This window comes from Serratia sp. OS31 (genome assembly GCF_014164835.1).
In the GTDB taxonomy this organism is placed as follows: Bacteria; Pseudomonadota; Gammaproteobacteria; order Enterobacterales; family Enterobacteriaceae; genus Serratia; species Serratia liquefaciens_A.
This window is the reverse complement of sequence record NZ_JACJFQ010000004.1, coordinates 189,236-213,311: the sequence shown is the minus strand read 5'-3', so window position 1 is coordinate 213,311 and position 24,076 is coordinate 189,236. Positions and strand designations below refer to the sequence as shown.

The following is a 24,076-nucleotide window of genomic DNA, read 5'->3' as shown; positions in this document are numbered from 1 at the left end:
TTATTGTTTGTTTAGTTAAAAACAGAAATACAACCTCAAAACAAACTCTTTTAACTGATTTAAAAGGATAAATATAGGCATCAACACCCTTGTATGCCGGTGACGGTAATATCAATTTACCTTAATCGCTCCTGGTAAATTGAGCAATCTGAAGATGAAGTGTAACCGATTTCATGCAGGCATCAGCAAAGTGAATAGCCGACCGTTCGAGGCAGGAATTGAAAGCAGAGGTTGTAACGAGAAACGGATTCGTGCGGAGAGTAACGTCGACCGGCCCCTGATAATGGAGCCGGTCGATAGCCTTAAGGAACTAGCCGTCGTAGCTGCGGAACAGCGCCTGACCGCGCAGCAAACGCACGCCCAGCCAACCGCCACACAGCGACAGCAACAGCGCGCTGAGCAACGGCAGTGCCCACCACAGCACCGGTGTCGGTGCCCACGGGAAGTCAAACACCTGGCTTTGCAGCAGCCACAGCGCCGCCTCTGCGCCCACCGCAGCGGCGATGCCCGCCACCAGCCCCAGTAGGGCAAACTCACACCACAGCGTACTGCGTAACAGGCGCTTGCCTGCGCCCAGCGTGCGATACACCACCAACTCCTGACGTCGCTGACGCATCCCCACCTGCACCTGAGCCATCAGCAACAGGCCGCCGCACAGCACCACCAGCACCACCATCACTTCCAGTGCGCGGCTGACCTGCTGCAGCACGCCGCCCACCTGTTTGAGGATCGAGCCGATATCCAGCAGGCTGAGCGTCGGGAACTGGCGATTAAGCTGGGTTAACATCTGGCCGTCCCCGTCATAGCGGAAACTGGTGAGCCAGGTTTGCGGCTGACCGTCCAGCGCACCCGGCGGGAAGATAAAGTAAAAGTTCGGCTTCAGACTTTCCCAATCCACCTGCCGCAGGCTGGTTACTTTGGCACTGAACGACTGGGTATCGCCACTGAAGGTCAGCGTATCGCCCAGCTTGATCTTGAGCCGCCCGGCAATGCCCTGATCCATCGACACTTCGCCGGTCTTGGGCGGCCAACTGCCCGCCAGCAAAGGGTTGTGCGCCGGCAAATCCGCCAGCCAGGTCAGGTTCAATTCGCGATTCACCGCTTCACCGCCCGGATCGTCCTCATGCACCCGTTCGGTCGCCACCTGCTGGTTAATCTCGGTCAGGCGAACACGGACAATCGGATAGTAGGTCTCAGGTGCAATTTGATGCTGTTGCAGGAAGGTCTTCACCTGCGGCACCTGCGCTTCGGTCAGGTTCAACAGGAAGTAGTTCGGGCTGTCCGGCGGCAGTTGTTGCTGCCAGCGTTCGAGCAGATCGCCACGCAACACCAGCAATAACGCCAACAGCATAAACGACAGCGAAAAGGCCGCCAGTTGGCTTACCGTTACCCAAGGCTGATGCAACAGACGGTTGACCGCCAGACGCAGCGCCAGGTTTTTCAGCGTAATACGGCGCAGCAGCAGCAGGCTGCCCCAACCTATGGCCCCCAACAGCAAGGCCAGCACCAGAATACCGGCCAGGATCGACCACAGCAGCGTGCTGGCGCCCATCAGCGCGGTCAGCAACGCCACCACAATCACCGCCGTCACCGGCAGGAAGTAGCGCAGTGGCCAGACGTTAGCCACCACATCGCGGCGCAGCACCCGCAGCGGCTGAGTCGCCAACAGCTGCCGGTATGGCCGCAGCCCCACCAGCAGCGAAATCATCAGCAACGCGCCGATCGCCCACAGCCACGGCCAGGTCCCGGCGGCAGGCAGTTCCCCCGGCAATACCGGAGCCAGCAGCCGGATCAACACCGCTTCAAATCCCAGCCCGATAATCCCCCCGCATACCGCAGCCAGCAGGATCACCGCCAACCACTGGCCGACAATCAGCTTACGCAGCGCACTACCACCGGCACCCAGCGTTTTCAGCACCGCTATCAGATCGTAACGACTGCGGCAATAGTGGCTCATAGCCACCGCCACCGCGGCAATCGACAGCAGTAAAGTCAGCAATGCGGACAACAGCAAGAACTGCTGCGAACGCTGCAGCGACTTGCCTAACGCGCTGCCGGACTCCTGCAACCCGAACCAGCGCTGATCCGGCCCGAGCTGCGGCGTCAGGCGATCTTCATAACGCTGAATATCCTGCTCGGCCCCGGCAAACATATAACGGTAGGTCAGGCGACTGCCCGGTTGCACAGCCCCGGTTTTGTCCACGTCCGCCAGATTGATCATGATACGCGGCGCGGTCTGGAACGGGTTAAAGCCGGAATCCGGCTCCTGGATGATTTCACCGGCAATACGCAGTTGGGTATCGCCAACGTCCAACGTGTCCCCCACCTTTACGTTCAACAGCGCCAGCAAACGCGGTGCGACCAATACGCTGCCCGGCGTCAGCTTGGCATTGGCTGGACGGGTCTCCAACTTGCCGTAAAGCGGATAGGCCAGATCGGTGGCCTTCACGTCCGCCAACTGCGGCCGGTCTCCGGCGTAGGTCATTGTGGTGAACGACAGCTGCCGACTGACCTTCAGCCCCTGCTGCTGCGCATCCAGCAGCCAGCCTTCCGGCACCGGCCGGGCGCTACGCAGCACCCGATCGCCGGCGATAAAATCGCGGCTCTGCTGGCTCAGGCCTTTATCCATACGATCGCTGATGCTGCCCAATGCCAATACGCAGGCCATCGACAGCGTCAGCGCCAGCCAGACGATCAGCAGCGACGGCGAGCGCCACTCGCGCCAGAACCAGCGCCAGATCATGCTTCCTCCCACAGCTTGCCTTCGCGCAGGCGCAGCCGCCGCTGGCAGCGCGCCGCCAGGGTTTCGTCATGGGTGACCAGAATTAAGGTGGTGGAAAAATCGCGGTTGAGCGAAAACAGCAGATCGGCGATGCGCTCGCCGGTCTGGCGATCGAGATTGCCGGTCGGCTCATCGGCGAACAGCACCCGTGGCCGCCCGCTAAACGCCCGCGCCAGCGCCACCCGTTGCTGTTCGCCGCCGGAGAGCTGCGCCGGCAAGTGGTCAAGGCGTTTACCCAGCCCAAGCTGCTCCAACAGTTGCACTGCCTGCTCACGACTTTGGCGATCGCTTTCACCACGCAGCAGCGCCGGCAACTGCACGTTTTCCAATGCATTGAGCGTCGGCACCAGCATAAATGATTGAAACACAAAGCCGACATTCTTGGCGCGCAGCGCGGCACGGCCCTCTTCGTCCAGCGCGGTCAGCGATTCGCCCAACAAATGCACGTCCCCTTCGCTGCCGTCATCCAACCCGGCGAGGATCCCCAGCAGCGTTGACTTGCCTGAACCTGACTCACCAATCAGGGCAATTGTCTGCGCGGGTTTGACAACCAGCTCGACTCCGGTAAGGATGGAGAGCTGATGCTCACCCTGACCAACGTGTTTACTAAGATGATGAACTTCAAGAACGTTTTCCGCTGGCATCTTCCCTTCCTTTTGCTGTTGGGATTATTCAGTTTACGCGCTGTCGCCGCCGATACCCTGTTGATTTTAGGCGACAGTTTAAGCGCCGGTTACCGCTTGCCGGTGGCGCAGGCCTGGCCGACGCTGTTGGCCGATCAATGGCAGAAAAAGCCGGGCGATCCGCAACTGGTCAACGCCAGTATCAGCGGCGACACCGCAGCACAGGGGCTGGCCCGCCTGCCCGAATTGCTAAAACAGCACCAGCCGCGCTGGGTGCTGATTGAATTGGGCGCCAACGATGGTCTGCGCGGCTTCCCGGCACAGGACCTGCAGCGCGATCTCGGCCAAATCATCACCTTGGTACAGCAGGCCGGCGCACAGCCGCTGCTGATGCAGATCCGCATCCCACCCAACTATGGCCGCCGTTATACCGAGGCCTTCAGCGCGGTTTACCCTCAGTTGGCCAAGCAGTTCAACATTCCGCTGCTGCCGTTCTACATGGAACAGGTGGTGGTAAAAGCGGAATGGATGCAGGATGACGGATTGCATCCCAATAAGGATGCCCAACCGTTTATCGCCACCTGGATGGCGGAACGTCTGGAACCTCTAGTAAAACATGAGTCTAACTAAATAGCGTTGTACACTAGGTAAAGTTATGCAAAAAGCAGTGTTGATAACCGGCTGTTCCAGCGGGATTGGATTGATTGCGGCACAGGATCTGCGCAACCGTGGCTACCGCGTGCTGGCCGCCTGCCGCAAACCGCAGGACGTGGAAAACATGCGCCAGCTTGGGCTGGAAGGCATTGAGCTGGATCTGGACGACAGCGCCAGCGTCGAACGTGCCGCCGCGCAGGTGATCGAACTGACCGGCGGCCGGCTGTACGGCCTGTTCAACAACGGCGGCTTTGGCGTTTATGGGCCATTGAGCAGTATTTCGCGCCAGCAATTGGAACGCCAGTTTGCCACCAACCTGTTTGGCACCCATCAGTTAACCCAGCTGCTGTTGCCGGCGATGCTGCCGCACGGCGAGGGGCGCATTATTCAGACCAGTTCGGTGATGGGGCTGGTTTCCAGCGCCGGACGCGGTGCCTATGCCGCCAGCAAGTTTGCGCTGGAAGCCTGGTCCGATGCTCTGCGCATGGAGCTGCACGGTACCGGCATTCAGGTCAGCCTGATTGAGCCCGGCCCGATCTCCACCCACTTTACCCAGAACGTCAATCAGGCGCAGAGCGATAAACCGGTGCACAACCCCGGCATTGCCAAGCGTCTGACGCTGCCGCCGGAAGCCATTTTGCCCAAATTGCGCCACGCGCTGGAAAGCCCAAGGGCTAAACTGCGTTATCCAGTGACCCTGCTGGCGCACGCGCTCAGCGTATTGCGTCGCATCCTGCCCGGCCGCTGCCTGGACTGGCTGCTGCGCAGCAACGGTTAATTGGGCCGGCGGGGTTGAAGAATGCCACTCCGCCCCCATTTAAAAGCCAATGGCTCCGCAAGATCAGAGAGAAAATACATGCTAGCTCAAGCTGTTGTTGATATTAACGAAACTAACCTGCACCAGACGCTGGAACAGTCAATGTCCCTGCCGGTGGTGTTCTACTTCTGGTCGGATCGCAGCCAACACTGTCTGCAGCTCACCCCGATACTGGACAAGCTGGCGGCGGAATATGCCGGTCAGTTCGTGCTGGCAAAAGTGGATTGCGACGCCGAACAGGCCATCGCGGCCCAGTTTGGCCTGCGTTCTCTGCCGACGGTGTACCTGTTCAAAGACGGCCAGCCGGTCGACGGATTCCAGGGCCCGCAGCCGGAAGAGATGATCCGCGAATTCCTGCAGCGTTTCCTGCCGAAAGAAGAAGATTTGAAGCTGGCGCAGGCGACTGAATTGCTGGCCGAAGGCAATGCCACCGAGGCGCTACCGCTGTTGAAAGACGCCTGGCAAGCCAGTCAGCAACGCAGCGATATTGGCCTGACACTGGCAGAAACCCAGATTGCGCTGAACCGCACTGAAGATGCCGAAACCGTGCTGGCAACCATCCCACTGCAGGATCGGGATACCCGCTATCAGGGGCTGGTGGCGCAGATTGAGCTGTTGAAACAGGCCGCCGACACGCCGGAAATTCAACAGTTGCAACAGCAGGTGGAACAGCAGCCGGAGAACGTCGATTTAGCCGTGCAACTGGCGCTGCAACTGCATCAGGTGGGGCGCAATGAAGAAGCGCTGGAGCTGCTGATGGGGCATCTGAAGAAAGATCTCGCCGCCGCCAACGGCAACGCACGCAAAACGCTGATGGATATTCTGGCCGCGCTGGGCACCGGCGACGCGCTGGCCGCCAAATACCGCCGTCAGCTCTATTCGCTGCTGTACTGATATTTGAGGGCGCAGCCTGCTGCGCCCCCTTCACTTCTTAGCGGTACACCCGCACTCCGCCTTCAACGCCCTTCGGACTGAACAACACTTGCCATAGCTGAATATCCCGTGCACGGAACGCGCCGGCGCAGGCATTCAGGTAATAGGTGAACATCCGCTCGAACCGCTCGGAATACTCTTCGGCCAGTAGCGGCCAAGCCCGTTTGAAATTTTCATACCAGGCCATCAGCGTGCGGTCGTAATCGGCGCCAATATTATGCCAGTCCTCCATCACAAAACGCCCTTCGCTGGCCTCGGAAATATGCCGTACCGATGGCAGACAGCCGTTGGGGAAGATGTATTTGTCTATCCAGGCGTCGACGTGCAAATTGGTTTGGTTTGCGCCAATAGTATGCAGCAGGAACAGGCCATCGGGCTTGAGGTTGCGCGCCGCAACGCGGAAATAAGTGTCATAGTTCTTGGGCCCCACGTGTTCGAACATGCCGACGGAGACAATGCGGTCAAACTGACGGTCAAGATCGCGATAATCCTGCAGTTGTATCTCTACGTTCAATCCCTGACAGCGTTCCTGCGCCAGCTTTTGCTGCTCGGCGGAAATCGTCACGCCATACACAGATACGCCGTAGTTTTCTGCCGCATATTGAGCCAATCCGCCCCAGCCGCAGCCGATGTCCAACAGCGACATGCCGGGTTTCAGCTGCAGCTTCTCGCAGATCATTTTCAGCTTGGCCTGCTGCGCCTGTTCCAGCGAGTCAGCGTCTTTCCAATAGCCGCAGGAATATTGCATATAGGGGTCGAGCATCGCACGGAACAGATCGTTGCCAATGTCGTAATGCTCCTTGCCCACCTGCCAGGCGCGTTTACGTGACTGACGATTAAACAGCCGGGCATAGGCGATACGCGCAATGTCGCTCAGGTTTTTAGGCAAGCGCTCATCGACGCCCGCCTGCAGAATACGGGTAAATAGCACGTCCAGTCGCTCGCAGTCCCACCAGCCATCCATGTAGCTTTCGCCGAACCCTAGCGATCCTTCCTGCAAAATGCGTTTAAACAACGCCGGATTATGTACCTTGATATCGCAGGCGCGGTTGCCGTTGATGGCCACATCGGCAGAGGACAACAATTCCTCCACAATGCGATACCAACGATCTTTTTTCGGGGCAAGTTCATCAACACTGATTGAGTCCATAACAATCCTTGGCGCAAGATGTCATTTCAAAAAGCATAGTCGCAAATATAAATGACAAATATTTGAAGTGAAAAACGGCGATGCTTTTTACTCTAGCCAAGGCGGACAACGTCATGAAATGAATTAAAATTATTGGAAACATGCCAATTTGGAATGTTAAGGGGCCAGCAGTCCTGATTTAGTCGTTTTTACTGCGCCGCTAGCGTAATATTCGTTTACATATGTCTGACAGGAGGTTTGCCATGTTTACCCTTATTCCCATCGTGATTGTCGTCGCGCTGATCATCGTATTTGCCGGCGTCAAAATTGTTCCGCAGGGGTTCCAATGGACGGTGGAACGCTTCGGCCGCTACACCAAAACGCTGATGCCCGGTTTAAACCTGGTAGTGCCCTTTATGGACCGCATCGGCAGAAAAATCAATATGATGGAACAGGTTCTGGATATTCCTTCTCAGGAAATCATCTCGCGCGATAACGCCAATGTGGCCATCGATGCCGTCTGTTTTATCCAGGTGGTGGATCCGGCCCGTGCCGCCTATGAGGTCAGTAACCTGGAGCTGGCCATCGTCAATTTGACCATGACCAACTTCCGTACCGTACTCGGCTCGATGGAGCTGGACGAAATCCTCTCGCAGCGTGACAGCATCAACAGCCGCCTGCTGCACATTGTCGACGAAGCCACCAACCCCTGGGGCATTAAAATCACCCGTATCGAGATCCGCGATGTCCGCCCACCGGCTGAACTGGTTGCGTCAATGAACGCCCAAATGAAGGCCGAGCGAACCAAGCGCGCCGACATTCTGGAAGCCGAAGGGGTGCGCCAGGCCGCCATTCTCCGCGCCGAAGGGGACAAGCAGTCGCAAATCCTCAAGGCGGAAGGTGAACGCCAGTCGGCGTTCCTGCAGGCGGAAGCGCGTGAACGTGCCGCGGAAGCCGAAGCCCGTGCTACTCAACTGGTTTCCGATGCTATCGCCAGCGGCAATATCCAGGCGGTGAACTACTTTGTGGCGCAGAAATACACCGATGCGCTGCAGAAGATCGGCTCGGCCAACAACAGTAAAGTCATCATGATGCCGCTGGATGCCAGCAGCCTGCTCGGTTCAATTGGTGGCATTGCCGAGCTGTTGAAAGACACCAAAGGCAAGTAATCATGCTCGAGCAAATTGCAGCAAACCCGCACTGGTTCTGGCTCTCCCTTGGCGGGCTGCTGCTGGCGGCCGAAATGCTCGGCGCCAGCGGTTACCTGTTATGGAGCGGCGTATCCGCGGTGGTGGTCGGCGCGATCGTCTGGCTGTTGCCGCAGATGGCCTGGGAATGGCAGGGGGTGATTTTCGCCGTACTGACCGTGGTGGTGGCTTACCTGTGGTGGTATTGGCTGCGCCAACGTCCGGCGGCGGCCTCCAGCGGTTCGCAGGTGCTGAACCAGCGCAACCGCCAACTGATTGGCACCCGCGCCACGCTGACGGAACCCATGCACAACGGCATGGGGCGCATTAACATCGGCGACAGCAGTTGGCGTGCGCAGGCCAGTGAAGATCTGGCGGTGGGTACCGAGGTGGAAGTGATCGCCGTCGAAGGCATAACGCTGGTGATCCGCGCGCTACCTCAACAATCCCATTAGTTCATTAAGCCGGGAGAGTCCCGGCTTTTTTATCTATACGATCAATGCCGAATTTAAAACTATGACTTTTGAGGTTGCAGGATAGGTCACTTTCCATGGCAGACTGTCGGAAGGATAGTGTTCAATTGTTAATTGTGTATCTGCCCCTCTAATACTTGGCAGGACTGTCGGGTTACCTTTAATCTGCCAGGTTTTAACGAATGAAGCTCCGTCTCCGAATATTTTAACCGCTGAGTCAATGGCATCTGCCGTTTGTTGAATTGTCAAATTCTGTGGCAATTGGGTGACGCTTGCCGTAGTTTGCAAACAAACAGACTTGTTGTTGTTCACAATCAGATTATCAATGTTGGCATTCGCCTCCATCAACACTACCGGCAGCATGTTATTTGCCGACTTGCTGTTAAATACCAAGCTACCGATTGTTGCTGGTTTCTTAATGCTGCAAAGACTCCCACCACTTCCGAAAGCACTTGCATATTCGTTAACCGTAATCTGATCTATAACCAGACCATTCATGTTAAGATCTAAAGCCTTATTACCAATCAGACGACCGAACGTTAATTTACCAATGCGACTATCCAACTGAGTACCAGACGCACTTAACCCTGGATGTACCCGGCACGATGCTATAGAAATATTGTCAATGAGATTACCGTCTGAACCATCATGTATTTCAACTCCTCTAATACAGTGCCCAACAGTAACATTATTGATTCGGTGTTTGCTGCCACCGACATACACTGCCGGCGCTCCATTCAGAATGGCAGAAGCATTCGTCTGTTCAAGATAGTAACAGTCGCCACCCACAATATTGTCGCAAAAATTATTTTCCCCATCGACAATGACACCACCTCCGCCCCATGTTCCACATTTAACATCAATGACATAACAGTTGGAAGTCATTCCATCGAATTGACTGTCCTGCCCTAAAGCAACAATAGAACCAGACACATAACCAGGCTCAAAAGTACTGGCTGGTATTCCCGCGCCAGCAATAGTGACTTTAGCAACAATATTTTTACTGCCCTTAACTAAAACCCCATCGCCAAGGCAATAACCACCCGTTATATTACTGACCACATTATCATTGTTCTTGACGACAATTAAATTATCCCTACACTCATCAACACTCACGTCGAAAGCGACGGAGTCACCCATTAATACCATGCCGTCACAAAACCCCCGCACTGTCATATGATAAAAATAACTTTTGTCCCCCGCGACAAAACCGTTATGTGAAGACACCTGGTGATAAACACTTTCACGCTTTACCCAGCCATATAACGTGCCACCAAACATTTCCACACCATGCAAATAGTCATAAGCTTCAGAGGTAGAGGTTTGATTAGCAAAAAATGGTTTCAGATGACCTGGCTTAGCCTTAATAGTTGCACCATTCAGATTAATAACTTTCTTACCAGAGTTACCATTTTTAATCCGTACGGTGTCAGACGTCATATAAGTCGCCCCCTGCTGGCAAACCGTATTATATGTTGTCAAAAAAGCAGCCGTTAGTGCGTTAGTATCATCTGCACTACCATTACCACGGGCACCAAACATATTTGGCGACACCAAAGACTGACTATTTAACGCACGAACCCATGTCCACTGTGAATTGGGTTTTATATAAATCCCTGCATCATCAGTAAGATCAGGATCATTAGAAGAAATGAAAACTCCACCGCCAGACTGCAATTGATCATCTCCGTGCCAACCTGAATAATAAGAAACAACCTCGATGAATTCATTAGCAGCGGCAGGGATAATAGTTCGTAATGTTGCGATATCAGGACAAGTATTCATAACGAAAAACCTCTTAGTAAGCGAAGTCCTTATGGACATAGCAACAATAAGAGGCATTTGGTAGGGGATAAATGGAAGTGAGTTGTATGGTTAATCAACGAACATAAGTTCTGTGATCTAGCTAATAACCGTTATCTCTTTCACCGCTTCTCTGTGTGGCAACACCCTGCCAGGTTATTGATGATTGGGCACTCTGCCCCGTCATCACCCGGGCACTGCTCCGCCAGCGCCAGTAAACGCTGACGCATCTCACCCAACTCGGCGATGTGCTTTTCAATGTCCGCCACTTTTTGCAGCGTGCGGGCTTTCACATCGGCGCTGTGACGGGCCGGATCGTTGAACAACGCCACCAGTTCACCGCATTCGTCCAGGTTAAACCCCACCTGCCGCGCCTGACGCAGCAACGTCAGTTCCTCAATGTGCTTCGGGCTGTAGCTGCGGTAGCCGTTATCGGTGCGGATCGGCGCGGTCACCAGGCCTTTCTCTTCATAGAAGCGGATTGCCTTGCTGGTTAAACCGGTTTTTTTCGCCACGTCGCTGATATTCATTTATCCCCCTTGACCTTCCCCTTGCTGGAAGGTTTAGACTCCATTCTTAGTGAAAATAGGCTAAGCGGTCAACCTTTAAACACCGCACTTGAGCGAGGAATCGAATCATGTCACAGACCACAGTGCTGGCATTGCAGGGGCTAACCTGCATGAACTGCGCGCAGCGGGTGAAAAAAGCCCTGGAAAGCCGCAACGATGTCGAACAGGCAGAAGTCAATGTCCACTACGCCAAGGTCACTGGCGAGGCGCCAAGCCAGGCGCTGATCGACAGCGTTATCGCTGCCGGCTACCAGGCCGCCGTGGCGCAGCAGGCAGATACCGAGCTGCAGTTGAACGGCCTGAGCTGCATGCATTGCGCCGCCAGCACCCGCAAAGCGCTGGAAGCGGTGCCGGGAGTCATTGCCGCCGACGTCAGTATCGACAGCGCCAAGGTTTACGGCGACGCCGCTCCCGAGGCGTTGATTGCCGCAGTTGAAGACGCGGGTTATCACGCCAGCCTTGCCGGAGCCGCTACCTCCCCAAAAACTGAGCCGTTGACTGAATCAGTCCCTGTATTGCCGGAAACCCAGGCAACGGCTTCGTCTCCCCTTCCGGCAACCTCTCATGGCGATGATGATGACAGCGTGCAGCTTTTGCTCACTGGAATGAGCTGCGCCAGCTGCGTCAGTAAAGTGCAAAATGCGCTACAAAGCGTATCCGGTGTAGATCAGGCGCGCGTTAATCTGGCGGAGCGCAGCGCACTGATCACCGGCAGCGCCGATCCACAAGCGCTGGTCGCGGCGGTCGAGAAAGCCGGTTACGGCGCGGAAATGATCCAGGACGAAACCGAACGTCGCGAGCGCCAACAGCAAACTGCCCAGGCCAACATGAAGCGTTTCCGCTGGCAGGCCGCGCTTGGCCTGGCGCTGGGCATCCCGCTGATGGCCTGGGGGCTGTTGGGTGGCAGCATGTCACTGACGCCGGAAACTCAGCGTCCGTGGCTGCTGGTCGGCCTGCTCACGCTGGCGGTGATGGTGTTCGCCGGCGGGCATTTCTATCGTAACGCCTGGCGCGCGCTGATGAATGGCAGCGCCACCATGGACACCCTGGTCGCACTGGGCACCGGTGCCGCCTGGCTGTACTCAATCAGCGTCAACCTATGGCCGGATTTCTTCCCCATGGCGGCGCGGCATCTGTACTACGAAGCCAGCGCAATGATTATCGGTCTGATAAACCTGGGCCATGCGTTGGAGCAACGCGCTCGCCAACGCTCATCACAGGCGCTGGAGCGGCTGTTGGATCTGACTCCGCCGACCGCGCGCCTGGTCACCGACGACGGCGAGAAAAGCATCCCGCTGGCGCAGGTGCAGCTCGGCATGACGCTGCGGCTGACGACCGGCGATCGCATCCCGGTAGACGGCGAGATAGTCCAGGGTGAAGTCTGGCTCGATGAAGCGATGCTGACCGGCGAGGCGGTACCGCAACAAAAAGGCGTTGGCGATACCGTGCATGCCGGTACGGTGGTGGATGACGGCAGCGTACTGTTCCGCGCAGGCGCTATCGGCAGCAAAACTACGCTGGCGCGCATCATCAAACTGGTGCGTCAGGCGCAGAGCAGCAAACCGGAGATCGGCAAGCTGGCGGATCGCATTTCTGCGGTATTCGTCCCAACGGTGGTGGCCATCGCCCTGTTCAGCGCCGCAATCTGGTATTTCTTCGGCCCGCAGCCGCAGCTGGTTTATACGCTGGTGATCGCCACCACGGTTTTGATCATCGCCTGCCCTTGCGCACTGGGTTTGGCGACGCCGATGTCGATCATCTCCGGAGTGGGTCGCGCTGCCGAGTTTGGCGTGCTGGTCCGTGATGCCGATGCCTTGCAGCAGGCAAGCCAACTCGACACCCTGGTGTTTGATAAAACCGGCACCCTGACCGAAGGTCAGCCGCGGGTGGTGGAAATCCTCACGTTTAACCAGGTGAGCGAGCAGCAGGCGCTGCGCTGGGCTGCCGCATTGGAACAGGGTGCCAGCCACCCGCTGGCCCGTGCCATCGTTGATCACGCCGGTAGACAAGCGCTGCCGCAGGTTGAGCAGTTCCGTACCCTGCGCGGTGCAGGCGTCAGCGGCGAAGTGGACGGCATGAAGTTGCTGCTGGGCAATGCTGCACTGCTGCAACAGCATCAGGTAGCCACCGCCGAGCTGGACACACAGATGCAGCAACAGGCAGAGCGCGGCATTACGCCGGTGCTGCTGGCCGTCGAAGGTAAACCGGCCGCACTGTTCGCCATCCGCGATCCGCTGCGCGGCGACAGCGTTGAAGCGCTACAGCGCTTGCACCGTCAGGGCTATCAGTTGGTGATGTTAACCGGCGATAACCCGGTGACCGCCAACGCCATTGCCAAAGAAGCCGGTATAGACCGGGTAATTGCCGGCATGCTGCCGGAGGGCAAAGCCGAGGCGATTAAGCAGTTGCAGGCGCAAGGTCACCGCGTAGCCATGGTTGGCGATGGCATCAACGACGCACCGGCGCTGGCGCAGGCCGATGTCGGCATCGCCATGGGAGGCGGCAGCGACATCGCGATTGAGACTGCCGCCATCACCCTGATGCGCCACAGTCTGAACGGCGTCGCCGATGCGCTTGAGCTGTCTAAAGCCACGTTGCGTAATATGAAGCAGAACCTGCTCGGAGCCTTTGTTTACAACACGCTCGGCATTCCTATTGCCGCCGGGGTGCTGTATCCGTTGACCGGCACCCTGCTCAGCCCGGTGGTGGCTGGCGCCGCAATGGCCCTGTCCTCCATTACCGTGGTCAGTAACGCCAACAGACTGCTGCGTTTTAAACCCAAACGCTAAATACCCAAGGGGCGCAAATCATTGCGCCCCGTTTTCTTTGGGATAATTCCTTCACTCTTCAGGCTTTCTTGTCCGGCGGATAGCGTTTAGCATGGGGAAGGGTTTCGCCCCCTCACCTGTCACCCCAAAAGTGAACACGTTATTCAGGAGCCACGCTGTATGGGTCAACTGTTACGCCGCATCGCCGCCTTTCTCGGCCTGATATCCCCGATGACTTACGCCTACCCGGCGCTGGATATTCGGCTGCCCGGCGATCGTCAGTTCCATCTGGTGGGCAGCATCCATATGGGCACGGTAGATATGTCGCCGCTGCCGGCCAAACTGGCGGCACGCCTGAAGCAGGCGGATGCCCTGATTGTCGAAGCCGACATTACCGGTTCCGCCTCGCCCTTTGACCACATCGAACAGCAACCGGAACTTGAACAGCGGCTCTCCGAGTCGGAATTTCAGCAATTGCTGACGCTGTGCCAGGAACTGGGTGCCGACGCCGACAGTTTTTCAACCCTGCCCGGCTGGCAGGTGGCGTTGATGATGCAGGCCCGCCAGGCGCAGCGATTGGGATTACGCGCCGAATACGGCGTCGATTACCAGCTGTTGCAGGCGGCGAGGGTCCAGCATAAAAAAGTGATTGAACTGGAAGGGGCACAACAGCAGATGAGCCTGCTGGAGCAGTTACCGGAGGGCGGCATGGCGTTGCTGCGCGATACGCTGGAGCACTGGCACACCAACGCACGCTTGCTGCAAACCATGGTGAGCTGGTGGCTGGACGCAAAACCCAGCGGTATGCTCGAAACCCTGCCCGCCACTTTCAGCGCCGATCTGTACGATGTGCTGATGCATCAGCGCAACCGCGACTGGCAACAAAAGCTGGAGGCCTTACCGCCAGGTAACTACGTGGTGGCGGTCGGCGCACTGCATCTGTACGGCGAGGACAATTTGCCGACGATGCTGCAGGCGCAGTAAAAAAGTGGCCAATATCGCTACTGGCCAGTCAAAGAGGAATTTCTTGTATTTTAGTTATACGCATAGCAACCGTGTTAACGGTTACAACAGACAGGGTAGCAACCCAGTGAACATCTTGGCAACCCGCTTTACGCGCCTGCCACCCAGGTTGCTGTTACCGTTATATTTTTGTAATTTTGTTGCATCCGTTTGCAACCTCCCGCTGAACGGGAAAGAGGAAAACACATGACGCCCGCAGTGATCCTGCTCGAGAAACAAAAAGTCGCCTTTACCCTTCACCCTTATCATCACGACAGCGCGGAGACCAACTTCGGCGATGAGGCGGTGAAAAAACTGGGGCTGGATGCCGACCGCGTTTATAAAACGCTGCTGGTAGCATTGAACGGCGACGCCAAACATCTGGCGGTAGCGGTCACGCCGGTAGCCACTCAGCTGGATCTGAAAAAGGTCGCCCGCGCGCTCGGAGCCAAAAAAGCAGAGATGGCCGATCCGATGCTGGCACAGCGCGTCACCGGTTATCTGGTTGGCGGCATCAGCCCGCTGGGGCAAAAAAAGCGGCTGCCAACGGTGATCGACAGCCCGGCGCAGCAGTTTGCCACCATTTACGTCTCCGGCGGTAAACGCGGGCTGGACATCGAACTGGCGGCACAAGATCTTTGCCGGTTGCTGGCCGGCAGCTTTGCCGATATCGCCAAGCGCGACTGAAAAGCCATCAATACGCGGCCGGCGCCCCAGCATCGGCCGCGAGATCTCATTACTCCACCGGCTTATTACGCCCCCTCATTCGTGGCAACAACATTGGAACCTGTCGGCAATACTGCTGATAATCCTGCCCCAGTGCTTTAACCAGGCCGCGCTCTTCAAAATATACGCCCACCAAAATATATAATGTCATTCCTGAATTAAATAACAGGCGCCCAGTGGTCATCTCGGGAGTGAACCAAAAGGCCAATAACATTCCCGTCATCATGGGATGCCTCGTCAGTCGGTAAAATCCTCTGACCTGAAAAGGCAAGTCGGTATATTGCCGCTCTCTCCACTGCAACCAGGATTGTCGCAAGCCAAATAAGTCGGTGTGGCTGATCATACAGGTTGAAGCAAAGACCACTAACCAGCCCAGCACGCTGATGCCGTTAAGTCCCCATGCGGCGACACTTGCCGGCGGCAACCGCCACAAGGCACCCGGCAGTGGCTGCCACATGAGCGCCAGCAATGCCAACAACAAACCGGCAATCAATACATAGGTACTTCTTTCCAGCGCCGGGGACAACGCCAAACGAACCTTGAACCTTTCATGGGCCATCACCGAATGCGTCAGGCCAAACAACAGGAGTAAACCGGCATTCACCAGCCAGGGCCACATACTGCCCTCCCCTACGATGGCGACCATATTTCGTAGTCCCCAGCCGTTAAGCAACAAAATAAGCAAAATAAAACCGACCAATCCGCCTAAATAGCCGAATACGCCATATAAAAGTATCATTGTCCTGTGCATTTATTTTCCTTTTTAATCACGATAATTTCGCTGAGATTTCCCCCCTGGAAAATTATGATTTAAGAAAAATAAAATCATTAACCCTAAAGGTATAGACAAAGAAAATAGAAATACAACTATGCAAGACAAGGAAAACAATATTGAAATTAATAATATTAGAGTGCTTTTATTCAGAGGCGTGGCACTGCGGGGGAAGATAAACGGCGGCTTTTAACCGGTAAAAGCCGCCGGAAGATTACTGATAAACAATCTCGCCCTTCGGCTCATAGGCCGCGGCATCCAACGGAGAATGCTTCTCGATATATTGCTTCAGCACTTCAGCATCGATAAAACCGGTGTTGACGTAGCTTGGCAGGGTGTCCAGCTTCGGATAGCCGTCGCCGCCCAGCGCATTGAAGTTCAAGGTCGCCATACGGTAGATTTTATCCGCCTGCAACGGTTCACCCTTGATTTTGACGTTGCTGACGCCCTTACCGTCCGCCGTCAGGCTAACGTTGGCAAATTGCGCATAGGCACCGGAATCCACCTTCATATTGGCCACTACCGCCAGGTATTTTTCCACGTCGCTGCCTTTCATCTCGACGTAGACCAGCGTGTTGCCGAACGGCTGTACTTTCAGCACGTTTTTGTAGGTGATATCGCCGCCCTCAATCGAGTCACGTACCCCGCCGCCGCTCATCACCGCGAAGTCCGCCTCGGCACGTTCCATCTGCGCTGCCAACAAGACGCGCGACAGGTTGGTCTGTACGAAGCGCACCTTGCTGCGATCGCCTTCCAGCTTGCCGTTCACGCTGCCAATCTTGACGTCCAACTGCGCCTTGCCCTTTTCCTGGAACGGTGTCAGCAGCTTCATCATTGAAGCGTCTTCCGCGATCTGCTGGGTGTAATACACGCGCTCGCTGGTACCGTCGGCTTTTTCCACCTTCTTCTTCAGGTTGACCGGGATCAGTTGATAATGCACCAGCTTGAGTTCGCCATTACGGAACTGGAAATCGGCACGCCCCACGTACTTGCCCCACTCGTGCGCCTGCACGATCCAGGTTCCGTTCTGACGATCCGGCGAGCACGGCGTGCCCGGCACATAATCCACCTGTTTGTGGTTTTCGCCGGCCATACAGACCGGATCCTGCGAATGGCCACCGACGATCATGTCCAGGTAGCCGGCAGGCAGGCTGCGCGCCATCTCTACATCACCCGGCACGTTGGAGCCGTGATTGCCGTCATCGTAATGACCCATGTGCGTTGCGGCGATGATCACGTCCGGCTTTTCGTCCTTACGCAATTGCTCCACCACCTGTTTGGCTTCTTGTGCCGGGACGCGGAACTCGATATCGGTAAAATATTCCGGGTTGCCAATCTTGGCCGTGTCATCCGTCGTCAGGCCGATGACCGCAATCTTGATCCCCTGCTTGTCAAACAAGGCATAGGGCTTGAACAGACGCTGCTGGGTGCTTTTTTGATAAATGTTGGCCGACAGCAGCGGGAAAGTGGCCCATTTTTCCTGCTGGCGCAGCACGCTGAGCGGGTTGTCGAATTCATGGTTGCCGATCGCCATTGCGTCGTAACCCACCAGATTCATGCCGCGGAAATCCGGCTCGGCATCTTGCAGATCGGATTCCGGCACGCCGGTATTAATGTCGCCGCCCGACAGCAGCAACAGGCTACCGCCCTGCGCCGCAACTTCTTGACGGATGCTGTCCACCAGCGTTTTCTGTGCGCCCAAACCATATTCGCCATGATCGTTCTGCCAGAAATGACCGTGATGATCGTTGGTGTGCAGAATGGTGATATCGTAGGTCTTATCCTTTTCCCAGGCGTTGGCGGCTCCCGACAGAAAAGTCAGGGATACGGCCAGAGCGCATGCGGTGGTTTTTAACGAAAAGCGCATGGCGGAGCTCCATATGATCATTAACGTTTTTTTGAGATGGCCGAAATTGTAGCGCGAAACAAAGGCCTTTGATTTCAAATTTTTGCGATGTGCGTCAAATTATGTCGGATATGGCAAATATTGAGCAAGTTGCTAAGATATCTGCTCTGTCCTCTAAAACTTACCAGGCTAATAATAAAATGACCGACCGTAGCGATACTGCCATGCCACCGGCCAAGGGCAGCGCGGTTAAAGGGACTGCATTCTCGATTCTCGGGGCCATCAGCGTCTCTCACCTGCTTAACGACATGATTCAATCGCTGATCCTGGCGATTTACCCGATCCTGCAGGCTGACTTCAGCCTCAGCTTCGTGCAGATCGGCATGATTACTCTGACCTATCAGCTCACGGCGTCCTTATTGCAGCCGCTAATCGGGCACTACACGGATAAGCACCCGCAGCCCTATTCGCTGCCGATTGGCATGGGCTTTACCCTGTGCGGGTTGTTGCTGTTGTCGGTAGCCAATACTTTCCCGCTGGTGTTGCTGGCGGCGGCGCTGGTCGGCACCGGTTCCTCGGTATTCCACCCGGAATCCTCCCGTGTCGCACGTATGGCCTCCGGCGGGCGACATGGCCTGGCGCAGTCGCTGTTCCAGGTCGGCGGTAACTTTGGCAGCTCCCTCGGCCCCCTGTTGGCGGCACTGATTATTGCGCCTTATGGCAAAGGTAACGTGGCCTGGTTCTCACTGGCCGCGCTGCTGGCTATCGTGGTGTTACTGCAAGTCAGCAAGTGGTACCAGCAACAGCACCGGGCAACAAAAGGTCAGCCAAAAGCCGCCTCAAGGGTGAAACCGCTGCCAAAACGTACCGTAACCTATGCTCTCGGCATCCTGTTGATACTGATTTTCTCCAAATACTTCTACCTGGCGAGCATTAGCAGCTATTACACCTTCTATTTGATACATAAGTTCGGCGTTTCGGTGCAGAACGCACAACTTCACCTGTTTGCCTTCCTGTTTGCCGTAGCGGCCGGAACCATTATCGGCGGGCCATTGGGCGATAAGATAGGCCGTAAATATGTTATTTGGGGCTCAATACTGGGCGCAGCTCCTTTCACGCTAGTTTTACCCTACGCTTCTCTCTACTGGACCGGCATTTTAACCGTCATTATAGGGGTAATTCTCGCTTCGGCCTTTTCGGCCATTCTGGTTTACGCGCAGGAGCTGATACCGGGAAAAGTGGGCATGGTTTCCGGTTTATTCTTCGGTTTTGCTTTTGGTATGGGGGGATTAGGCGCAGCTGTTCTTGGTTATGTCGCAGATTTGACCAGTATCGAATTGGTCTACCAAATCTGTGCTTTCTTGCCACTGATCGGCATTATCACCGCATTACTGCCTAATATGGACCATAACTCGCAATAACCCTGATGTAACCCGGCTGAACCAATATGCTCAGTCGGGTTATCTCCCGAACAAACCAATGTTATTTGACTTATTTAGTGTTAAATCCCCTTACTGCCCCCCCCAAAGCGGAATCCTCTGCTTTTTCGCAAAAAAGCTCAATTTAGCTAAGCAAGGCACGAACAAATGCAATAAACTAAATGTATCTTTTCGTAACTTTGTTGCGTTTCCCCTCTGCTGCCATGCATAGCTAGAAGGAGTCTGGATGCATAATTCAACACCGCTAATCACCACCATTGTCGGAGGGTTAGTACTTGCCTTCCTCCTCGGTATGCTGGCGAATCGCCTGCGCATCTCACCGCTGGTGGGGTACCTTGCCGCAGGCGTGCTCGCCGGCCCTTTTACCCCCGGTTTTGTTGCCGACACCTCGCTGGCACCGGAACTGGCGGAAATCGGCGTGATCCTGTTGATGTTCGGTGTTGGCCTCCATTTCTCGCTTAAAGACCTCCTCGCAGTAAAACACATCGCCATTCCCGGCGCCGTGGCCCAGATTGCCGTCGCCACCCTGCTGGGTATGGGGCTGTCAAAGCTGCTCGGCTGGGATTTGATTTCCGGGCTGGTGTTCGGGCTCTGTCTGTCGACCGCCAGTACCGTGGTACTGCTACGTGCGCTGGAGGAACGCCAGCTGATCGATAGCCAGCGCGGGCAAATCGCCATCGGCTGGCTGATCGTGGAAGACCTGGCGATGGTGCTGACGCTGGTGCTGCTGCCCGCGTTCGGCAACATGATGGGCAATGACAACGCCAGCAGCAGTCAGTTGCTGATAGAACTGGCAATGACCATCGGTAAAGTCATCGCCTTTATCGCGCTGATGATTGTGGTAGGCCGCCGGCTGGTGCCGTGGATCCTGGCGAAAACCGCCAGTACCGGCTCGCGCGAGCTGTTTACCCTGGCCGTGCTGGCCCTGGCGCTCGGCATCGCCTATGGCGCGGTAAAGCTGTTCGACGTTTCCTTTGCGCTGGGAGCCTTCTTCGCCGGTATGGTACTGAACGAATCGGAGTTGAGCCACCGGGCGGCCCACGATACCTTACCGCTGCGCGATGCCTTCGCCGTGCTGTTCTTTGTTTCGGTCGGCATGCTGTTTGATCCGATGATCCTGATCAACGAGCCGCTGGCGGTGCTGGCAACGCTGGCGATTATCGTGTTCGGCAAATCGGCGGCGGCGTTCCTGCTGGTGAAAATGTTTGGCCACTCCAAACGCACCGCACTGACCATTTCCGCCAGCCTGGCGCAGATCGGCGAGTTCGCCTTCATTCTGGCCGGCCTTGGCATCACGCTGGGCATGATGTCGGAGCACGGCCGCAATCTGGTGCTGGCCGGGGCTATCTTGTCGATTATGTTGAATCCGTTGCTGTTCACGCTGCTTGAGCGTTATCTGGCCAAAACCGAAACCATCGAAGACCAGATAATGGAAGAAGCGGTGGAAGAAGAGAAACAGATCCCGGTCGATATGTGCAACCACGCGCTGGTGGTCGGCTATGGCCGCGTCGGCAGCCTGCTGGGGGCAAAGTTGGCCGAAGCCGGTATTCCGCTGGTGGTGATCGAGAACTCCCGCCCACGGGTTGAGGCTCTGCGCGAGCAAGGCATCAAAACGGTGCTGGGCAACGCCGCCAATCCTGAAGTCATGGATCTGGCGCGGCTCGACTGTGCACGCTGGCTGTTGCTGACCATCCCCAACGGTTATGAGGCCGGTGAAATCGTGGCCTCGGCACGCACCAAACGGCCGAACATCGAGATTATCGCCCGGGCGCACTACGATGACGAAGTGTCGTATATCTCCGATCGCGGTGCGAATCAGGTGGTGATGGGCGAGCGAGAAATCGCCAACAGCATGCTGAATATCCTCAAACTGGATACGCTGACCGACGAAGAGAAAATGGGTGGCTGCCCGATTTGATCGGCCATTCGATGTAAAAAAGGTCCGGCTTGCCGGACCTTAGTCTGATGGCAAACACCCGAAAAACGTGGTTTTCGGATGTTTGGGGTAAATCAGAAAACATTATCCTTTGTTTTTATTAGTTCCCAGATCGGAACTTTTAACTGCAAAGGACTTTGTCAGCAATCTGAGGTCCGGCTTGCCGGACCTTTCGCTTTTTACCGTTCCCAGTAAGACTCTTCGAGACTGTCTTCCCGCTCGGGCAAGCCGCGCGTCAGGCGCGGAGAATGCTGGTTCAGCACCTGATAGCTGACGCGGTTGGCGTATTTACACACCTGCGCCAGCGAGGAATAGGTCAGATAGCTGCGAACGTGCTTGCTGGAGTTAGGCACGTTATTGCGGTGATAACCGTTGGCGGCGATATCATGCAGCAACGCCGACAGTGCGCCATCGCCGGCACCGTTGGTGTTCATGATTTTCTCCGGCCCGCCCATGTAAGGCGCGATGTGCGAATAGATGCGGAACGGATTTTCACAGCTTTCACGGCGCATAGCGCGGCTGAACTCATAACGGTTGAATTCGGCAATATGCCCCGGCAGCAGCGGATGCTGAGTTTCCCGCTTATTCGACTCTTCGGTATAACCCGCCATATAAAGGCCGTTTGGCCCGGCGGTGCACAGCACCAGATCCACCCATTCAAGCGCCATGTCAGAGGCAGTCAAAGGATCGCTCAACCCGGTCAATTCCAGCGCTTCATCTTCGTTCATCGCCAGGATCGACACGTGTTGTTTCAGGAAGTCGCGCCACCATTGCGGGTTATCGGCGATCACGTACTTGGTGCCCAGCGTCAGTACCACCGGCACGTCGTGCTTTTTGGCAAACTCGATGGCCTGCATGGTGGCAGCCGGCATCGGCTCCCCTTCCTTGCAGCGCACCAAATATGACGTCAGTACCAGCGCCGACGCGCCGGCAATCACCTCTTCCTTCACGCTTTCCGGCCGCAGTTGGTTCATTTGACCGGGGCTGATGGCAAAGGTCCGTTCACCGCTTTCGCCGATCAGCGTAAAGCAGCGGCCAATAGCACCGTCAACCGCCTGCAGGTGGTTAAGATCGGTACGGCTGGAGGTGTTGCACAGATAACGATAGGCGTAGCTGCCAATCTTGATATTGCTGCACATCACGCCGAGCAGAACGGAACGGTCGTCCGCCAGCACGGAATAGTTGTGCAGGGTATTGCCGATGGTGCCGCCGGCAAACTGATGGGTGATCAGATTATTGTCGATCAATTCCTGATACAGCGCCTCGGCGACGTCATCCTCAATCACCAGGGAGTGCCCCAGGCTCAGGCCGTAACGCTGGACGAAGGCATCGTCCACTTTGGCTTCGATATCCACCAGCGTCTGGTCGATGCCGACGACATAGGAGGTGCTGATTTCATTTTCTGGCTGAGCCTGCTGCAAGAGCGGATCGCGGGCGTTCACCGGAAAATAGTGTTTGGACTTACGTTTACCAGGAAATTTCATTTAATTGGCGGCAGTGGCAGTTAACAGGCAGAGAATGTTAGCACATTCCTGCCCGATTGATGATGACTGTCACTATTTTGCGCTCTGAGGATCAGAGGTGCTGCGCCACCAGTTGCTGCATCATGTCAATGTGCGCCGGCTCGTCGTTCAGCGCCGAAATGTACTCAAACTTTTCGCCGCCGGCCTCGAGGAAGATCTCACGGTTTTGCTCTTTGATTTCTTCCAGCGTTTCCAGGCAGTCTGCCGAGAAACCGGGACAGATAAGCTGAATATGTTTAACGCCTTGTGCAGGCAGGCCTTTGAGGGTTTCGTCGGTATACGGCGTCAGCCAGGGCTCACGACCAAAACGCGACTGGTAGGTCATCATGACCCGATCCGGCGCCAGCGGTAAGGTTTCGGTCAAGGCACGTAACGTGTCTTCGCAGCGCTGCGGATAATCGTCGCCGAGGCGCGCATAGCGCTTGGGAATGCCGTGGAATGACAGCACCAGCCGGTCCGGTTGACCATGCTCGGCAAACGAACGCTCGACGCTTTGGCGCAATGCGGCGATGTAGGCCGGGTGTTCGGCATAGTCGCGGATAAAGCTGATCGACGGCAGGCGGCGATAGCCTTTCAATATCCGGGCCACGCCATCCCACACGGCAGCACTGGTTGAACAAGAATATTGCGGGTACAACGGCAGCACCACCAGATTGGTCACCCCCTGCGCCAGCAGCTTGTCTATCGCCTCAGCCAGGCTTGGAGAGCCGTAGCTCATGCCCAATTCGACCGGCGTGTTCGGCATGCGGGCAGCCAATGCGCGTTGCTGACGGCGGCTGTAGACCAGCAGTGGAGAACCTTCATCCATCCATACCGACTGATACAGCTTGGCAACCCGCGGCGAACGGATTGGCAGGATCACGCCATTGAGGATCGGCCACCAGATCAGCGGGGCGGTGTCCACTACGCGGTCGTCACTGAGGAATTCCTTCAGATAGCGTTTTACCGCCGACGAGGTCGGAGCATCCGGCGTGCCCAGGTTCACCAGCAATACCCCGTGTTTCTCTTGCTTCATCTCAGTTCCCCTTGATTCCTTGCAAGCTAACCCCCTGTTCTGGGTCAGGGGGTTAACGTCGATTAATGGCGCCTATTGT

At 56.1% G+C, this 24,076-nt stretch carries 19 protein-coding genes; 10 read left to right on the top strand and 9 right to left on the bottom strand.

Annotated features, from left to right (window positions below; translation table 11 throughout):
• Nucleotides 1–310 precede the first annotated feature (310 nt).
• Both ybbP and ybbA read right to left on the bottom strand, forming a co-directional pair.
• Complete coding sequence (gene ybbP, locus H5P17_RS05980) at nt 311–2,743, bottom strand: putative ABC transporter permease subunit YbbP (RefSeq protein WP_044548766.1); 2,433 nt, start codon at nt 2,741–2,743, stop codon at nt 311–313.
• Complete coding sequence (gene ybbA / locus H5P17_RS05975) at nt 2,740–3,426, bottom strand: putative ABC transporter ATP-binding protein YbbA (protein WP_004949414.1); 687 nt, start codon at nt 3,424–3,426, stop codon at nt 2,740–2,742. The genes ybbP and ybbA overlap by 4 nt, the downstream gene beginning before the upstream one ends.
• Here ybbA and tesA point away from each other — a divergent pair.
• The 3 genes from tesA (at nt 3,397) to H5P17_RS05960 (ending at nt 5,770) form a co-directional block, all read left to right on the top strand.
• Nucleotides 3,397–4,035 carry a multifunctional acyl-CoA thioesterase I/protease I/lysophospholipase L1 gene (gene tesA / locus H5P17_RS05970; protein WP_044548763.1) on the top strand — a complete coding sequence of 213 codons (639 nt, stop codon included), beginning with the start codon at nt 3,397–3,399 and terminating at the stop codon, nt 4,033–4,035. The two genes, ybbA and tesA, sit on opposite strands and share 30 nt — an antisense overlap.
• 25 nt (nt 4,036–4,060) lie before the next feature.
• Complete coding sequence (locus H5P17_RS05965) at nt 4,061–4,837, top strand: SDR family oxidoreductase (protein ID WP_044548761.1); 777 nt, start codon at nt 4,061–4,063, stop codon at nt 4,835–4,837.
• A gap of 78 nt (nt 4,838–4,915) precedes the next feature.
• A complete protein-coding gene (locus H5P17_RS05960; RefSeq protein ID WP_041414284.1) occupies nt 4,916–5,770 on the top strand; it encodes a co-chaperone YbbN in 855 nt (284 codons plus the stop codon).
• A 37-nt stretch (nt 5,771–5,807) separates the two neighbouring features.
• On the opposite strand, the gene cfa is transcribed toward H5P17_RS05960, so the two are convergent.
• Nucleotides 5,808–6,959: a cyclopropane fatty acyl phospholipid synthase gene (gene cfa / locus H5P17_RS05955; RefSeq protein ID WP_182821838.1), complete on the bottom strand. Its 1,152-nt coding sequence runs from the start codon at nt 6,957–6,959 to the stop codon at nt 5,808–5,810.
• A gap of 242 nt (nt 6,960–7,201) precedes the next feature.
• Between cfa and H5P17_RS05950 the strand changes: the two genes are divergently transcribed.
• Both H5P17_RS05950 and H5P17_RS05945 read left to right on the top strand, forming a co-directional pair.
• Entirely contained in the window at nt 7,202–8,107 is a 906-nt protein-coding gene (locus H5P17_RS05950; protein WP_044548758.1) for an SPFH domain-containing protein, read from the top strand.
• A gap of 2 nt (nt 8,108–8,109) precedes the next feature.
• Nucleotides 8,110–8,580, top strand: coding sequence for an NfeD family protein (locus H5P17_RS05945; protein WP_182821836.1), 471 nt, complete (start codon nt 8,110–8,112; stop codon nt 8,578–8,580).
• Between the two features lie 33 nt (nt 8,581–8,613).
• Here H5P17_RS05945 and H5P17_RS05940 read toward each other — a convergent pair whose 3' ends face one another.
• Both H5P17_RS05940 and cueR read right to left on the bottom strand, forming a co-directional pair.
• Nucleotides 8,614–10,383 (bottom strand): hypothetical protein, encoded by a 1,770-nt coding sequence (locus H5P17_RS05940; RefSeq protein WP_182821834.1) that lies wholly within the window; start codon nt 10,381–10,383, stop codon nt 8,614–8,616.
• A gap of 140 nt (nt 10,384–10,523) precedes the next feature.
• Nucleotides 10,524–10,931: a Cu(I)-responsive transcriptional regulator gene (gene cueR, locus H5P17_RS05935; protein WP_182821832.1), complete on the bottom strand. Its 408-nt coding sequence runs from the start codon at nt 10,929–10,931 to the stop codon at nt 10,524–10,526.
• Between the two features lie 107 nt (nt 10,932–11,038).
• Between cueR and copA the strand changes: the two genes are divergently transcribed.
• The 3 genes from copA to ybaK all read left to right on the top strand — a co-directional run bounded on the left by copA (nt 11,039) and on the right by ybaK (nt 15,427).
• Nucleotides 11,039–13,759 (top strand): copper-exporting P-type ATPase CopA, encoded by a 2,721-nt coding sequence (copA, locus tag H5P17_RS05930; RefSeq protein WP_182821831.1) that lies wholly within the window; start codon nt 11,039–11,041, stop codon nt 13,757–13,759.
• Between the two features lie 159 nt (nt 13,760–13,918).
• On the top strand, nt 13,919–14,722 hold the full coding sequence (locus H5P17_RS05925) for a TraB/GumN family protein (protein WP_182821829.1): 804 nt from the start codon (nt 13,919–13,921) through the stop codon (nt 14,720–14,722).
• A 225-nt stretch (nt 14,723–14,947) separates the two neighbouring features.
• Nucleotides 14,948–15,427, top strand: a complete 480-nt coding sequence (ybaK, locus tag H5P17_RS05920) for a Cys-tRNA(Pro)/Cys-tRNA(Cys) deacylase YbaK (RefSeq protein WP_037417850.1) — start codon at nt 14,948–14,950, stop codon at nt 15,425–15,427.
• Nucleotides 15,428–15,476: 49 nt separating this feature from the next.
• Here ybaK and H5P17_RS05915 read toward each other — a convergent pair whose 3' ends face one another.
• A complete protein-coding gene (locus H5P17_RS05915) occupies nt 15,477–16,217 on the bottom strand; it encodes an isoprenylcysteine carboxylmethyltransferase family protein (protein ID WP_182821827.1) in 741 nt (246 codons plus the stop codon).
• Nucleotides 16,218–16,452: 235 nt separating this feature from the next.
• Nucleotides 16,453–18,105, bottom strand: coding sequence for a bifunctional UDP-sugar hydrolase/5'-nucleotidase UshA (gene ushA, locus H5P17_RS05910; RefSeq protein WP_182821825.1), 1,653 nt, complete (start codon nt 18,103–18,105; stop codon nt 16,453–16,455).
• 179 nt (nt 18,106–18,284) lie between these two features.
• Here ushA and H5P17_RS05905 point away from each other — a divergent pair, with 179 nt between their 5' ends.
• A complete protein-coding gene (locus tag H5P17_RS05905) occupies nt 18,285–19,505 on the top strand; it encodes an MFS transporter (protein ID WP_044548742.1) in 1,221 nt (406 codons plus the stop codon).
• 244 nt (nt 19,506–19,749) lie between these two features.
• Nucleotides 19,750–21,441: a YbaL family putative K(+) efflux transporter gene (gene ybaL, locus H5P17_RS05900; RefSeq protein WP_044548741.1), complete on the top strand. Its 1,692-nt coding sequence runs from the start codon at nt 19,750–19,752 to the stop codon at nt 21,439–21,441.
• A 197-nt stretch (nt 21,442–21,638) separates the two neighbouring features.
• On the opposite strand, the gene H5P17_RS05895 is transcribed toward ybaL, so the two are convergent.
• Together H5P17_RS05895 and hemH are read right to left on the bottom strand one after the other, a co-directional pair.
• A complete protein-coding gene (locus tag H5P17_RS05895) occupies nt 21,639–22,943 on the bottom strand; it encodes an inosine/guanosine kinase (protein ID WP_182821823.1) in 1,305 nt (434 codons plus the stop codon).
• A 91-nt stretch (nt 22,944–23,034) separates the two neighbouring features.
• Nucleotides 23,035–23,997, bottom strand: a complete 963-nt coding sequence (gene hemH / locus H5P17_RS05890) for a ferrochelatase (protein WP_182821821.1) — start codon at nt 23,995–23,997, stop codon at nt 23,035–23,037.
• Between the last annotated feature and the right edge of the window lie 79 nt (nt 23,998–24,076).

Excerpts from the sequence above, each read along its gene's own strand:
- ybbP (WP_044548766.1), bottom strand. The coding sequence starts at position 2,743 with ATGATCTGGCGCTGGTTCTGGCGCGAGTGGCGCTCGCCGTCGCTGCTG.
- tesA (WP_044548763.1), top strand. The coding sequence starts at position 3,397 with ATGAACTTCAAGAACGTTTTCCGCTGGCATCTTCCCTTCCTTTTGCTG.
- ybbA (WP_004949414.1), bottom strand. The coding sequence starts at position 3,426 with ATGCCAGCGGAAAACGTTCTTGAAGTTCATCATCTTAGTAAACACGTT.
- H5P17_RS05965 (WP_044548761.1), top strand. The coding sequence starts at position 4,061 with ATGCAAAAAGCAGTGTTGATAACCGGCTGTTCCAGCGGGATTGGATTG.
- H5P17_RS05960 (WP_041414284.1), top strand. The coding sequence starts at position 4,916 with ATGCTAGCTCAAGCTGTTGTTGATATTAACGAAACTAACCTGCACCAG.
- cfa (WP_182821838.1), bottom strand. The coding sequence starts at position 6,959 with ATGGACTCAATCAGTGTTGATGAACTTGCCCCGAAAAAAGATCGTTGG.
- H5P17_RS05950 (WP_044548758.1), top strand. The coding sequence starts at position 7,202 with ATGTTTACCCTTATTCCCATCGTGATTGTCGTCGCGCTGATCATCGTA.
- H5P17_RS05945 (WP_182821836.1), top strand. The coding sequence starts at position 8,110 with ATGCTCGAGCAAATTGCAGCAAACCCGCACTGGTTCTGGCTCTCCCTT.
- H5P17_RS05940 (WP_182821834.1), bottom strand. The coding sequence starts at position 10,383 with ATGAATACTTGTCCTGATATCGCAACATTACGAACTATTATCCCTGCC.
- cueR (WP_182821832.1), bottom strand. The coding sequence starts at position 10,931 with ATGAATATCAGCGACGTGGCGAAAAAAACCGGTTTAACCAGCAAGGCA.
- copA (WP_182821831.1), top strand. The coding sequence starts at position 11,039 with ATGTCACAGACCACAGTGCTGGCATTGCAGGGGCTAACCTGCATGAAC.
- H5P17_RS05925 (WP_182821829.1), top strand. The coding sequence starts at position 13,919 with ATGGGTCAACTGTTACGCCGCATCGCCGCCTTTCTCGGCCTGATATCC.
- ybaK (WP_037417850.1), top strand. The coding sequence starts at position 14,948 with ATGACGCCCGCAGTGATCCTGCTCGAGAAACAAAAAGTCGCCTTTACC.
- H5P17_RS05915 (WP_182821827.1), bottom strand. The coding sequence starts at position 16,217 with ATGCACAGGACAATGATACTTTTATATGGCGTATTCGGCTATTTAGGC.
- ushA (WP_182821825.1), bottom strand. The coding sequence starts at position 18,105 with ATGCGCTTTTCGTTAAAAACCACCGCATGCGCTCTGGCCGTATCCCTG.
- H5P17_RS05905 (WP_044548742.1), top strand. The coding sequence starts at position 18,285 with ATGACCGACCGTAGCGATACTGCCATGCCACCGGCCAAGGGCAGCGCG.
- ybaL (WP_044548741.1), top strand. The coding sequence starts at position 19,750 with ATGCATAATTCAACACCGCTAATCACCACCATTGTCGGAGGGTTAGTA.
- H5P17_RS05895 (WP_182821823.1), bottom strand. The coding sequence starts at position 22,943 with ATGAAATTTCCTGGTAAACGTAAGTCCAAACACTATTTTCCGGTGAAC.
- hemH (WP_182821821.1), bottom strand. The coding sequence starts at position 23,997 with ATGAAGCAAGAGAAACACGGGGTATTGCTGGTGAACCTGGGCACGCCG.